This window comes from Aliikangiella sp. G2MR2-5, assembly GCF_015687155.1.
GTDB lineage: Bacteria > Pseudomonadota > Gammaproteobacteria > Enterobacterales > Kangiellaceae > Aliikangiella.
In genome coordinates, this window is sequence record NZ_JADPQF010000002.1 from 503,072 (window position 1) to 515,984 (window position 12,913).

Here is a 12,913-nt window from a genome sequence, read left to right on the forward strand (position 1 = left end):
AACTTAACAATTAAATGTAGTAAACCGTCGATGTCATCACTTTTGACATTAATTGCATAACGCCTTTCACCGGCCCCGGTAACTCAGCTCCTCCGGCAGCGATAGCATTGGTCGCATGCTGTAATTCATCCTCTCGCATTTGCATCAGAATAGCTCGGCTTTGAGAGTCCTTTTCCGGTAGTTTTTGCAAATGGTCATCCAGATGCCGTACTACCTGGTGCTCGGTTTCGGCAACAAACCCCAAACTCCATTTGTCGCCAATCGCGCCAGCGACTGCACCAATCGAGAATGAGCCCAGATACCAAAGAGGATTTAACAGACTAACTCGACTATCCAGTTGCTGTAAACGCTCAGCACACCAGTCGAGATGGTCATTCTCTTCTATGGCTGCCTGTTCCATTTTATCTCTTACCTCCGGCAAGCGAGCAGTCAATGCTTGTCCCTGGTAAAGCGCTTGCGCGCATACCTCACCGCAATGATTGATTCGCATAAGTCCAGCGGAATGTTTTGCTTGCTCAGCCGTTAACTCTTCAGTTTGCTGGCCCGACTGAGACGCAGGCTTTACTCTATTCGAGGTTTGGTAACCTCCCGCCAGAGTTTTCAGAGAATTATCCGCAAGCATAATCAACTTGTCGGCAAGGCTTATTTGGCGCATAGGCTAGACACTCAGTCAAAACAGATTACAATAATTAAGGCCCGTATAGGGGATGGTTTAAAACCCAAAGCTTACTCCGGCATTTTAGTGAATATAAAGGCTAATGCCAACAAATGCCGTTAAAAGTCCTAATTAATCTAGGTAAGAATAATTTGCAGTATTAAGGAACTGGATACCAATGACAGGCAAAACCGACTTCAACGACCTGAGCATTTTAATCAAAGCTGGAAATCCAATAATAACGATTGAAACTCATGAAGAAACACGCGCATTACAATTGCTGGAAGAAATTGCCGCTTACCATAACAAACCTCTTTTCGGCTGGGATCATGTTGATGGAATGCGTCGGATTGATTTGGCTCATGACCTGGCGGAAATTGAGAACACTCAGGAACCATTGGAAGCCCTCGCCCAGATAAAGGCTTCTCATCGTCCCTGCATCTTTGCCTTGTGCGATTTCCATCCTCACTTCGAAGACGCTCACAAAGAAGTCAGGCTGTTAAAAGAGATTGCTCTGAACCATGGAAAAGTAGCTCACACATTGATTTTCATTTCCCACTCTCTGGATTTACCGGAAGAAGTGAAACGCTTTTCTGCAAGTTTTCAACTTTCACTTCCGAATGAAGAGCAACTGGAAAAACTTATTCGGGATGAAGCCAAACGCTGGTCACGTTTGCACAGTGGGCAGAAAGTAAAAACTGACAGCGCAACACTAAAGAAGATGGTAAGAAACCTTATTGGTATGACTTATGCCGACGCCAGAACACTGATTAAAAACGTGATTAGCGACGGAGCCATCACCGAAGATGAGCTACCCGCAATCAACAAAGCCAAATTTGAGTTACTTGATATGGACGGCGTTCTCAGCTTTGAGTACGAAACATCAAAATTCAGTGAGGTCGGCGGCCTAAATCGCCTCAAGAGCTGGCTCAAACAGCGGGAAGCGGTATTTCTTGATCGCAGTATTCCACTCGATCCTCCTAAAGGGTTAATGCTCGTCGGAGTACAGGGAGGGGGAAAAAGTCTTGCAGCCAAGTCAGTAGCCGGAATGTGGGGTGTACCTCTTCTTCGCCTCGACTTTGGTGCACTTTATAATAAATTTCATGGAGAAACGGAAAGGAATCTTCGCGAATCTCTTAAAATGGCAGAACTAATGTCCCCATGCGTTCTCTGGCTGGATGAAATAGAGAAAGGAATTTCCACAGGAGACAATGATGGTGGAACCTCTCAGCGAGTTTTGGGCACATTACTCACCTGGATGGCTGAACACAATAACCAGGTTTTTCTGGTAGCCACTTCTAATGATATTTCTCGCTTACCTCCGGAACTTATGCGGAAAGGTCGTATGGACGAAATATTCTTTGTCGATCTGCCCAATTTTGAAGCCCGTATGGAAATTTTTAGCATACATATAAAACGTCGTGACCAGGATACCAACCAGATAAATCTCAAGTCATTGGCTGAGGCAAGTGAAGGCTTTACTGGCTCTGAAATAGAACAGGCGGTCGTTTCTTCCTTATACCGTGCCTATGCAGAAAAAAACCAAATGAGCACCCAGTCTATATTGGACACCATCACTCAGACCAGTCCTCTATCGGTTGTTATGGCAGAAAAAATTCAAGCACTAAGAAGCTGGGCTGCAGAGCGTACAGTGAATGCAAATTAATTCAGACCCTACAATAGAAAAGCCGACTTAAATAGTCGGCTTTTCGTAATTTATGCTAAAAGCTGAAAACAATCACAATCGATTAATGTATTTCAATTTGTTTAACCTGCTTTTCTGGCTCTACTTTGGGCAGGCTCAAGATCAGAACACCATCCCTATTTTCTGCTTTAATCGCATTCGCATTCACATTTTCCGGTAAAGAGAAACTGCGAGAAAAACTACCATAAAAACGTTCGATTCGATGATGTTTTTTATCCTCGATTTCAGACTTACGCTCACCACTGATTGATAAGATATTATTGTCCAGCGAAACTTTGATATCATCTTTAGGTACGCCGGCAAGCTCTGCTTTAATAACAAAAGCTTCTTCATTCTCGGTAATATCTACTCTTGGCTGCCAGTCGGAACTACCTTTTTGGCCTCCGGTCGCGAGCGATTGGTTATAAGTATTCAACCAGGAATCCAGTTCCTTGAAGGGATTAAAATTTACTAGGTTCATTGTACTCTCCTCAGAAAAATATCATTCACAACCTGACTAATCTTGCGCTCCGCAAAATACGACCATTGGCAGCGACAAGCCATGCATTAAACTGTCTGAGCAAAAAAAACAAAACCGGTTTTATATCCTTTGCTGTTGAAACTTATATAAGGTCGGGCAAAATATTTTCAAGTATTTTTTTGAATTTTTTTCAAATATCAGGTTATAGTAGCGATATAGGCTGGAAGTAGTAATGAGTATTTTTGAAAGAGATATATCAATAAAAAATAATAGTACTGTATTCTGAGGGAGGTTACATGGCCGAGACAGCAAAGCGAGTGGACAAGCATGAGTTGCCATTCGTCGCACCTTGTAATGACTTACCGCTTTTTTCGGCGGTCGAATGGATTAAGTCAGGCTGGAAGGACTTTAAAAGCGCGCCAACCATCAGTTTATACTTTGGAGCCTTTTTTACCTTACTAAGCTATTTGCTTACTTATCTCAGCTGGCAATGGGGTGGTGCGATTCTTCTCTTTAGTCTGCTTTCCGGTTTTGTATTTATGGCTCCAGCTATGGCACTTGGACTTTACTCAGTCAGCCACCAAATAAATGCAGGTTACAAACCAAAAGTTGCTTACTGTTTGCGTGAGGGAAAACGCCACCTTGGTAATGAAATGATTTATTCATTTGTTCTACTGATTATTTTTCTTATCTGGGTAAGAGCAGGCTCAGCTTTACATATTTTTTTCCCAATGAATACTGATTCACATATCAGTGATTTTATTGCCTTTTTCTCCATCGGTTCAGTGGTTGGTTCTATTTTTGCGCTAATCGTTTTTAGTGCAAGCGCTTTTTCTCTGCCGATGATGCTGGATAGAAAAGCAGATGCCATCACCGCAGTTCTCACCAGTGTCAATGCTGTAAAGAAAAACAAGATGGCTCTCATGATCTGGGCAAGCACCATCGTCTTATCTTTATTAGTTTGCCTAATTACTGCGTATATCGCGATGTTGGTCATTATGCCGGTTATTGGCTACGCTACCTGGCATGGATACAAACAGACTATCCAACCGGATTTGTGGCCAAAAAATAAAAAGCTTAATGATTCAAATCCTGGAGATTGAGAAAAATCGATTAAAATTAATGGCGCCTAAAGTCGCCCGCTTCGCTTAATATCAAAATATTGGTTGACCATATTGACCATCAAATTTTTTGGCAAACTATCTACTGCAATGATCCCATCATGTGCTAACTGCTGATGAAGCTTTTCTCTTTGCTGTAGATAATCCTGCGTTTTTGCATACTTGAGTGCATCATCCAGTTGATAAACCTTTTCACTACTCACATCTTCGAGCACTTGTTCTTTAAGGTTAGCGAGCATGACCAGGTGATGTCTCTTTAACAGGGAAACAGCCGTTTTTAATTCGTATTGATCTTCAGTTCGAACGTTGGAAACGATTACAATGAGCGAACGCTTTTTAAATTGTTGGTTGATAGACTCCGCTGCTCCAACAAGATCGGAAGCACGATTGGCGGGATGGAGATCGTAAACTTGATTGAGCATGGTACTAATAGCTGCAGGTCCTTTGCGAGGTAAGAGAAACTGATCTTTCGCGCCAAAAATTTTTAACCCAACGGCATCTCCTTGTCGTAGAGCGATTGACGATACCAATAGTGTTGCATTCAGAGCTTGATCAAAATGTGACAGCTCACCATCTTTCGTACGCATTCTTCTTCCTGAATCAAGCAAAAAAATGATATTTTGATCGCGCTCCTGCTGATAATCTTTTGAAATAAGTTTTCGCAAACGTGAAGTAGCGCGCCAATCAATCTGTCGCAAATTATCCCCTGTTCGATACTCTCTCAGCTGGTGAAACTCCAGACCGTCGCCTCTTTGCTGCCTTTGACGAATTCCCAATTGAATAGTCTTTTGCTCCGTTGCTAATAAGACGTACTGATTGATTGCTCGATAATTGGGGTAGACTTTGGAAAATGTCTCACAATCGACAAAAATTCTACGTCGCAAGAAGCCAAACTGTGAAGTTAACCAGATCTCGCATTGCTTAATTGAAAGTCCACCGCGCTCAACGGCCTTGATCTGGTAATTCAACACGGCAGTTTCAGCACTGCCTAATACGACTTTCGTCGGGAGACCCTTGGCCCTACAAAATTCAGGTAAATGCTCAATTACTTCTAATTCAATTCTTCGATCAAACGGGTTATTAATAGTAAGTACCACCTCACTAAAACAGTTCACCGGCAAAGTTTGCGAAATATCTCGATCAACTTTAAATTTTTTTGATCTGGAAACCGACAAGAATTCAAATATCAGCAAGGCAACCATGAGTATCGCCATAAGATACCACAAATCACTGAACCAGTTTTCGACAACAGTTTTCTTTTGCCAATAATTGTTAAGCCTCAACAGGGCTTCGACCAAAGCAACTGTTAGCCATACAGAAAGTAGCCAGAAAAATCGAGAAGTCAGTTTCATGTAAGCGGTTACTCTCTTGGCGCGGCCACTTGCGCTAACAAATCACTAATAACCTGGGTAATACTGATCCCCTCTATTTCCAACTCTGCGGAAAGAACAATCCGGTGACGTAAAACAGGTAGAGCAACCGACTTGATTTCATCAGGGCTGATAAAATCACTTCCTCTAACCAGCGCTAATGCCCTGGCTGCACGTATCAGCGCGATTGAAGCTCGCGGACTTGCTCCCATTTGAACACCAGACCAATCTCTTGAAGCCGCTACAATGTTGACCGCATATTCAAACAAGGAGTCATCCACTTTAATATTCGCCGCAACCTTTTGAAGTTGCAATATAGACTCGGGAGAAGTAATTGCTTCTATTTCGCGCATAAGTGCTGAGTCATCCACTTCCCCTTCGGTAAGAATTTTTACCAGTTTCACCTCATCTTTTAAGTCAGGATAGCCAATATGAACATTCATTAAAAAACGATCAAGCTCAGCTTCCGGGAGCGGGTAGGTTCCCTCCTGTTCTAAAGGATTTTGAGTCGCTAAAACCATAAAAGGGTCACTTACCGGATGTGACTTGCCTTCGATGGTGATTTTCTTTTCCTGCATTACTTCAAGCAAAGCAGATTGCGTTTTAGCCGGTGCTCGATTGATTTCATCCGCCAATAAGAGATTAGTAAATGCAGGCCCTTTCCTTAATCGAAACTTTTCACTTTTTGGGTCAAACATTGCGTGCCCAGTAACATCACTAGGCATCAAATCGGGAGTAAACTGGATACGAGAAAACTCACCATCAAAACTTTTTGCAATCGAACGAACAAGTAAAGTTTTTCCAAGTCCCGGAACACCTTCAATCAAAAGATGACCAGCAGCAATCAGACAGGTTAGAGCCATTTCAACAGTCTCTTCTTGACCGATCAGTGCTCGATTAACGTTGTCCTTCAAGCGATTAGCTAACTCTACTGCTTGTTCAAATGATTCGCTCGGAAAACTGCCAACTTTTATATCATCATGATTGTTTTCGTCTGACCCGGCTTCTTCACTGATAACATTATCCATAGCGTTCGACGCCTCTGACTTTACAGTCGATTCTGTATTGTTATTTAATTCACTCATAAGTGTTTCCTAATCTGCTGAATCAGTATTATTTTTTCAAGAAAGCTTTCGTGATTTTGATTTTCTATTTCAAATAAACTGGAAATTCTATCTCGCTCGATCCCCGTATGCTGAGCTATTTTGTCAAGCTGTTTAGCAGGTGTTAATCGAGCATATCCATAGCTTACTCTAGTCATTTGTTGATGAATAATATCCATTAAACTTTGTATCAGCTGTTGCCCTTTATCGAGACGATAATCAAACTCGGCAGCAGCATGAACATGCTGCATTATCTCTCGATTAATCGGTTTGTCATCCTCTGTTTTGGCTCCTTTTCGCCACAAACTGCTCAAGAAAATAGATAGTAATATGGCCAAAACCGAAATAGAAACTGTAGTGGCATGCTTGAATGCCAGGCTCAATAGCGATGGCTGAACGCGGCTATAGAGCAACCAGGTTTTATCCGAATTTCCAATCAGCTGAACTAAAAACATGGCATGATCAAACTGATCAATTCGATTATTGTGCCAAATACTGAAATCGACAGTAATAGTAATCAGTCCACTTTCTAACTGATATTGAATCAGTTGGTCAGCGTACTCGGTACCTGCGACAAAAGATGCTTCTCCCGATGTATCTTCAATATAACCACTCGAATTAAAATGCACCTGAGTACTTTCATCAAACTCGCTAAAGGTAAACTCTGACAAGGCCTCATCATCACTTTCTGGTACATAGTTATCTGGATAGTAACGTAGCCCCAACTCATCTAGAAAAATATCGCGACTAGACTCAAGTTCATAGTCAAATGCTTCAGTGGCTAGTAAAACCAGATTCCCCCCCTGCTTTACCCACTCGATCATTATCTCTTTGATTCGACTACTCATGCCAACTCGGGACGAATTAATAATCACCGTATCGTATTGGCCTAGTTCTTCTTCAAAAAGTTTATAATTATTGCGAGTCTCTAGTTGAATACCCCGCAACCTAAGAAATCGTTGAGCCGCCAAAAATGGATTTCGACGAGCTTCCTGACTATATCCCGTAGATCTTTCATATGATGTTTTTTCGAAATTATGAAAGTACCAGCGCGCAATGAAGGCCGCGAATAGAGCCACAATAGAGAAAATAATAACAGGAAGTGAAACCTTTAGATGAGCTTTCATAATCCTGCTCCCATCTTTGATTCAGGAGCTGCCATCTGAGAAATTTTAAGCGGCCATTGCTGGCATAACTGTAGGACTTTTTCCTTTTCAGGCATTAAGTGAGCATATGCCAGTTTTCGCCAGACGCCTGTTAGTTCGACCGATATTTCTAATTGCTCACCATTGGCATAGGGCTTTATCTTTCTCAAGCATTCAAGTTCAGTATCACCTTCTTTAATAACAACAGCAGAGTTCTCGATAAACCAGATTAAAGTAGCTCGATAAAGCAAGCTAACGCCTTGCCTGACATCTCCTTTTTCAATTAGTGTTGCAGCAACATTCCATGGCTTATCCGGTAACGATTCATTCCGCATGTCAAGACCGAATAACTGTCTTGGCTTTGCCTTACCAGTATTTGTCTTTGGCTTAATGCCGTTGATAAATTTTCCATACTTGGCGATCAGGAAGATCACAATTAAGACGACAAAAACCCATAAAGCAAACTCCACGACAAAGGAAATCAACCTTCCGATAGCATTCCATAGATTATAATAGGCAGGTTCCCTGTCCCGATATTCTTTAACTTTTTTACCACTATCTCTTCGTCGATCAAAATAGATACGTTCTTTACCACCAAAGTCTTCACTTCCTTTGATCACTGTAATCTGTTCTTTAGCGAGTTGATGAGCACTTTTATTATTCGAAACTTTCTCGGCGTCCATATTCAACTGCTTAAGAATATCAGTTAGCTCTGATTCACTTTCCGTTACCGCCAATTTTTTTTGAGCTGCAGCACCCTCTTCTGCTAGTAGCTTCTGACTGTTCATCGGGTTTAAAAGGCCAATAAAGATTACAAAGCAAGTAATACTGGCGAGCCTGACGGTTCGATGCTTTTCTACCTCGCCTAATCGCTTTGCCAACCGGCGGAATGCCAGTTCAACATCCCATGCCTCTAGCAATGTTCGCTGATTCAAGTATATAGAAAAGCCTGCGGCCACATAAAATGGCGCGATCAAACTCATTGAAAGGTAGCTAATTAAGTTCAGTAGATGAGCAATAACACCTTCTTCCGACTCAAATGCAACCCACTCGTAAATTTCAATATTTTCAGTAAAAGGAGCTGGAAGTAACAAATAGACAAGTGAGAGAAAAGCAAAATAGAACAGCATCTCAGACATTGAAAATAAAATAGTCAACCAGACAGTACCACCAGAGCCTGCAGAATGAATAACTTTAATTCTCTGCCCTCTCTTAGCTCCTTTTAACCCCTCCAATTGAATAACGGGAAGATCGAGTGAGCGAGTAAAACTTAGCCTGCGCCATGTAAGACTGGCAAACCACTGAATTATTGCTAACTTAAAAAAAGCTTTGACGCAGTCCTTTATGGTTAACCTTTCTCCAAATAAATCCCGGCTAAGAAAATGCAATAATGGCCTTTCCCATAGTGGTTTTAGTAACCAGAAAATAATGATAACCCAAAATGGATCTGCTCGAAAAATTGCGGAAAGCAATATAAATACGGGGAAAGTGATAATAAACCAGATGGCGTACAGTTGCTTGCTATGCTTTTGAACCATCGCGATCCCAAGGTCGATCGCCTCCCATTGTTTTCTAGGCCTGATTTTGGCGGTAACTTTCTCCAGATCCATAGAAACCTCTTAAACTCTTCTTCCGGCTAAAGTCAGGTAAAGAATAATGAATAGCCAGCCCGCCAGGCCAACCCAGTATTTTACTGAGGGAGTGATGCTCGAGCTTGATGACCAAAAAGCTTCAACGAATGCAGCAACAATAAGCAATACGATTGCCCCGTAGACCAATGACATCGCACTTCGTCCGGCATTGACCAGCGCCTGTTTGCGAGTGAAGTTTCCCGGAGCGATAACGGCCCAACCTAACTGCAGTCCAGCGGCACCAGATAGGACAATACCGGTAAGTTCATATGAGGAGTGTCCCGCGACAAATGCATAGAAGGTTTGCTGATAACCGATATTGATAATATGCGCATCAATTGCGCCAAAAAAGACACCGTTGTATATCAGGAAGAAAAGTGTTCCCAAAGTTGCTAGTATTCCACCTGCAAAAGATTGAAATGCAATACCAATATTATTTTTGATATAGAAGCCAAACATCATAAAGTCAGTATCAGATTGTCTTTCTCGACCGATATGATTAAGTGACGGATCATACATTGATTCAATGCGAGCAACTGAGTCTGGGTCAATAACGGAATAAACAAGTTCAGGGAATAGTAAGGTAATAAAAAAAACAGTTAACGCTGGAAGGTAGAAAATTAGAGTAGCAGTCCATACAAATTTTGATTGTTCTCGAACTGCTCTCGGAAACCCAACCAATATAAACTGATAGATACGATGAAAGAGACCAGAGCGTTTTTGATAAAATGTTTGGTGTCCTGAAAAAACTAGAGCCTGTAATCGTTGAATCAGTTGAGGACTATATTGACGCTCTCTTGCCAGAGAAAGGCAATAACACAGCAGGCGATAATTATCGGCAAATCCGTTTAACGTTAAAGAGTGCTGTTTACGTTTCCGCCAACTTCCTTTTGCTAGTTGAATTTGTTTCTCAAATTCATTCCACTGAGGGTTGTATCGAAGCTCAAACTCTTCCTGTCTCATCCCTCACTCCTATCCGTGACCACGTAGCCATTTCGCTATACGACTGAGTTGAGTCACAGCACTTTCACTATTTGCTTTTAATTTACTCTGATCCAGCCAGGGAGAAAGAATACCCGCTAGCTCCCGGTTACGCGCATCACTCATACGATTCAGGCGATCAGCATATGCGATAATCGCACTCTGTTCATCAAGCGTAAGAGATTCTTTCGGTGCCAGACCATCAACCCTGTCTCGCTTACCTGGCACTATTGTTTGCTGCTTATGAATAACCAAAGTCCCGGCAGTCATATCACCGAGGCGTTTAAAGTCTCGATTTAGTAGCATACTGATGGCGCCAAACCCCCATAGTGCTGGCAGGAAATCAGCAAATCGCAACAGATTTCTGATGATTGATGATGACCAATCAATGGGCGTTCCATCATCATTGACAACGACCAGCTCCATCGCTCTCTTACCCGGGGTTTGTCCATGCCAGAGAACTTCAAACAAAACAGGATAAAACCATTCAACAAAAAAAATGATGAGCATTATGATACCGGCACCAAAATCTCCGAATATCATGATAAGCCAATAAAAGATATATATGATCGCACCGCGTGCAAACAAATCAATAATAAAAGCCAGAGCTCGACTCACATAACCTGCAATCGGTAACTCCAGAGTGATCCCTTCCGGGACTTCAACTTCGCGGGTGGTATCTAACATTCCTTGAGGACAAAATTCCTGAACTTAATTTAAACCCTTTGATTTCGGGTGATTAGATATTATCTGAACAATGCTAGCAGCTTATTTGGAGGGTGAAAAGTGAATTTTTCTCTAGATCCTTCAGCCCTGTTCCAATAATCTGTTGCGACTCACCAAGTGTTGTTAGATTACCCTCCAGTCAAAGTTTGCTACAACAGGGAACCTGACAATCTGTTCAAGTATAAGGATGATAAATGAAATTTAAGTACTTTCTAATTTTGGCGATAACCATCGGATACTCAGGCGTAAATATCAACGCTTTTGCCAATCCGAACTCCATTGCGCTAGAAGGTAAATACTTTATTAACTTCGCCACAGGTACAAACTGGTACAAATACGATAACAGCGATGCAAGAAGTGAATTACCGGATTCCTTTACCCAACATATGGACAGCTATGATTTAACCGAAAGTGAGTTTGACATAATCAATGTTAATTTTGCGCTGGGCTATTACATTTCCGACAAAATGAGCGTAAGACTAAATTACAGTGATGGTATTGAACTTGGTTTTTTTGATACTTTATTTGGCGATGAAAACTACGACGCAGATATGGACCTTATAGAACTCGATATCAAATATGATATTTTCAATTTTAGTGATAATGCCGCATTGTTTGTCACCGGAGGTCTGGCTTTACATCAAGTGGATGCAACCATATACGAGCGGGTAGACAGCCAGCGAGTTACCCTTGCATCAGACTCTTTTTCCGAAACAGGTACCAAACTGGGCATGGGCTTCCAATGGAATTTTTCTAAACGCTGGGGATTGAAAGCAGGATACTCTCGCCTTGATTACATGTCGTTGAGTCGGCGCTACGCTGTTTTTGAATTCAGGTTTTAATTGTAGTAATGCTTACAAAGATAAAAAAGCCGAACATTGGTTCGGCTTTTTTTTGAGCAAGCTAAAAAGCCTTATTTAACATTTGCATCCAGCTCACCGGAAGCATAGCGCTCAAACATGGTTTCTAAAGAAACAGGTTTGATTTTGCTCGCATTACCAGCTGTACCGAAGGCTTCATATCGAGCCAGGCAGATTTCTTTCATTGCTTGAGTCGAAACAGCCAGGTACTTTCGAGGATCAAAGTTACTTGGGTTCTCTTTAAGGTTACGACGAATAGCACCGGTTGCAGCCAATCGTAAATCAGTATCTATGTTAACCTTGCGTACGCCGTGCTTGATACCTTCACAGATTTCTTCAACAGGTACACCATAAGTTTCAGGGATTTCGCCACCGAACTCATTAATAACCTTCAACCACTCTTGTGGAACTGAAGACGAACCATGCATAACAAGATGAGTGTTTGGTATACGTGCATGAATTTCTTTGATACGGCTAATCGCCAATACATCACCTGTTGGCGGACGTGTAAACTTGTAAGCGCCATGTGAAGTCCCTATAGCAATAGCAAGTGCATCCACATTAGTCTTTTTAACAAAGTCTGCCGCCTCTTCCGGATCAGTTAACATTTGCTCCATAGTTAACTTTCCTTCAGCGCCAATACCGTCTTCTTCTCCAGCCTCACCGGTTTCCAGAGATCCCAGACACCCCAACTCACCTTCTACCGAAACGCCACATGCATGCGCCATTTCTACAGTACGACGAGTTACATCAACATTGTACTCGTAAGATGTTGGAGTTTTACCGTCTTCACCTAAAGAACCATCCATCATTACTGATGAAAAGCCCAACTGGATAGAACGCTGACATACCGCCGGGCTAGTACCATGATCCTGATGCATAACCACTGGAATATGTGGAAACTCTTCAATTGCCGCCAGTATCAAATGACGTAAGAAAGGTGCGCCAGCATATTTACGCGCTCCTGCAGAAGCCTGAACGATAACCGGACTGTCAGTTTCATCGGCCGCTTCCATAATTGCACGCATTTGTTCCAGATTATTAACATTAAATGCCGGAACGCCATAATCATGCTCAGCTGCATGATCTAGCATTTGTCTCATTGAAATCAGTGCCATCTTATACTCTCCGTAATATTCCTTTTAAATCGTTTGTA

General features: G+C 42.0%; 12 protein-coding genes. 3 read left to right on the forward strand and 9 right to left on the reverse strand.

From position 1 onward, the window contains the following. Window positions 1-10: 10 nt before the first annotated feature. Window positions 11-655 carry a 2-polyprenyl-3-methyl-6-methoxy-1,4-benzoquinone monooxygenase gene (gene coq7, locus IYN84_RS09565; protein WP_196138977.1) on the reverse strand — a complete coding sequence of 215 codons (645 nt, stop codon included), beginning with the start codon at window positions 653-655 and terminating at the stop codon, window positions 11-13. Window positions 656-833: 178 nt separating this feature from the next. Here coq7 and IYN84_RS09570 point away from each other — a divergent pair, with 178 nt between their 5' ends. Next, window positions 834-2,321 carry an AAA family ATPase gene (locus IYN84_RS09570; protein WP_196138978.1) on the forward strand — a complete coding sequence of 496 codons (1,488 nt, stop codon included), beginning with the start codon at window positions 834-836 and terminating at the stop codon, window positions 2,319-2,321. Between the two features lie 82 nt (window positions 2,322-2,403). On the opposite strand, the gene IYN84_RS09575 is transcribed toward IYN84_RS09570, so the two are convergent. Next, entirely contained in the window at window positions 2,404-2,820 is a 417-nt protein-coding gene (locus tag IYN84_RS09575) for an Hsp20/alpha crystallin family protein (RefSeq protein WP_196138979.1), read from the reverse strand. A 296-nt stretch (window positions 2,821-3,116) separates the two neighbouring features. Here IYN84_RS09575 and IYN84_RS09580 point away from each other — a divergent pair, with 296 nt between their 5' ends. Continuing rightward, window positions 3,117-3,923 carry a DUF2189 domain-containing protein gene (locus IYN84_RS09580; protein ID WP_196138980.1) on the forward strand — a complete coding sequence of 269 codons (807 nt, stop codon included), beginning with the start codon at window positions 3,117-3,119 and terminating at the stop codon, window positions 3,921-3,923. Window positions 3,924-3,949: 26 nt separating this feature from the next. Here IYN84_RS09580 and IYN84_RS09585 read toward each other — a convergent pair whose 3' ends face one another. From IYN84_RS09585 to IYN84_RS09610, 6 genes are read right to left on the reverse strand one after another with little or no spacing between them, the layout of a single operon-like run. Next, on the reverse strand, window positions 3,950-5,293 hold the full coding sequence (locus tag IYN84_RS09585; RefSeq protein ID WP_196138981.1) for a DUF58 domain-containing protein: 1,344 nt from the start codon (window positions 5,291-5,293) through the stop codon (window positions 3,950-3,952). Window positions 5,294-5,301: 8 nt separating this feature from the next. Beyond that, a complete protein-coding gene (locus IYN84_RS09590; RefSeq protein WP_246722766.1) occupies window positions 5,302-6,396 on the reverse strand; it encodes a MoxR family ATPase in 1,095 nt (364 codons plus the stop codon). Further along, window positions 6,393-7,541: a DUF4350 domain-containing protein gene (locus IYN84_RS09595; protein WP_196138982.1), complete on the reverse strand. Its 1,149-nt coding sequence runs from the start codon at window positions 7,539-7,541 to the stop codon at window positions 6,393-6,395. Before IYN84_RS09595 ends, IYN84_RS09590 begins: the two co-directional genes overlap by 4 nt. Then, the gene (locus IYN84_RS09600; RefSeq protein WP_196138983.1) at window positions 7,538-9,169 is read right to left on the reverse strand and encodes a hypothetical protein; all 1,632 of its coding nucleotides are present in this window, start codon (window positions 9,167-9,169) and stop codon (window positions 7,538-7,540) included. The genes IYN84_RS09595 and IYN84_RS09600 overlap by 4 nt, the downstream gene beginning before the upstream one ends. Before the next feature lie 9 nt (window positions 9,170-9,178). Continuing rightward, a complete protein-coding gene (locus IYN84_RS09605) occupies window positions 9,179-10,153 on the reverse strand; it encodes a stage II sporulation protein M (protein WP_196138984.1) in 975 nt (324 codons plus the stop codon). 9 nt (window positions 10,154-10,162) lie between these two features. Then, a complete protein-coding gene (locus tag IYN84_RS09610; RefSeq protein ID WP_196138985.1) occupies window positions 10,163-10,858 on the reverse strand; it encodes an RDD family protein in 696 nt (231 codons plus the stop codon). 233 nt (window positions 10,859-11,091) lie between these two features. On the opposite strand from IYN84_RS09610, the gene IYN84_RS09615 reads away from it, so the two are divergent. Next, window positions 11,092-11,739 carry an outer membrane protein gene (locus tag IYN84_RS09615; RefSeq protein WP_196138986.1) on the forward strand — a complete coding sequence of 216 codons (648 nt, stop codon included), beginning with the start codon at window positions 11,092-11,094 and terminating at the stop codon, window positions 11,737-11,739. A 71-nt stretch (window positions 11,740-11,810) separates the two neighbouring features. On the opposite strand, the gene fba is transcribed toward IYN84_RS09615, so the two are convergent. Further along, complete coding sequence (fba, locus tag IYN84_RS09620) at window positions 11,811-12,875, reverse strand: class II fructose-bisphosphate aldolase (RefSeq protein WP_196138987.1); 1,065 nt, start codon at window positions 12,873-12,875, stop codon at window positions 11,811-11,813. Window positions 12,876-12,913: the final 38 nt, after the last annotated feature.

Bases quoted from the DNA above. Each gene is read 5' to 3' on its own strand.
- coq7 (WP_196138977.1), bottom strand. From the start codon at position 655: ATGCGCCAAATAAGCCTTGCCGACAAGTTGATTATGCTTGCGGATAAT.
- IYN84_RS09600 (WP_196138983.1), bottom strand. From the start codon at position 9,169: ATGGATCTGGAGAAAGTTACCGCCAAAATCAGGCCTAGAAAACAATGG.
- IYN84_RS09570 (WP_196138978.1), top strand. From the start codon at position 834: ATGACAGGCAAAACCGACTTCAACGACCTGAGCATTTTAATCAAAGCT.
- IYN84_RS09580 (WP_196138980.1), top strand. From the start codon at position 3,117: ATGGCCGAGACAGCAAAGCGAGTGGACAAGCATGAGTTGCCATTCGTC.
- IYN84_RS09575 (WP_196138979.1), bottom strand. From the start codon at position 2,820: ATGAACCTAGTAAATTTTAATCCCTTCAAGGAACTGGATTCCTGGTTG.
- fba (WP_196138987.1), bottom strand. From the start codon at position 12,875: ATGGCACTGATTTCAATGAGACAAATGCTAGATCATGCAGCTGAGCAT.
- IYN84_RS09595 (WP_196138982.1), bottom strand. From the start codon at position 7,541: ATGAAAGCTCATCTAAAGGTTTCACTTCCTGTTATTATTTTCTCTATT.
- IYN84_RS09615 (WP_196138986.1), top strand. From the start codon at position 11,092: ATGAAATTTAAGTACTTTCTAATTTTGGCGATAACCATCGGATACTCA.
- IYN84_RS09585 (WP_196138981.1), bottom strand. From the start codon at position 5,293: ATGAAACTGACTTCTCGATTTTTCTGGCTACTTTCTGTATGGCTAACA.
- IYN84_RS09605 (WP_196138984.1), bottom strand. From the start codon at position 10,153: ATGAGACAGGAAGAGTTTGAGCTTCGATACAACCCTCAGTGGAATGAA.
- IYN84_RS09590 (WP_246722766.1), bottom strand. From the start codon at position 6,396: ATGAGTGAATTAAATAACAATACAGAATCGACTGTAAAGTCAGAGGCG.
- IYN84_RS09610 (WP_196138985.1), bottom strand. From the start codon at position 10,858: ATGTTAGATACCACCCGCGAAGTTGAAGTCCCGGAAGGGATCACTCTG.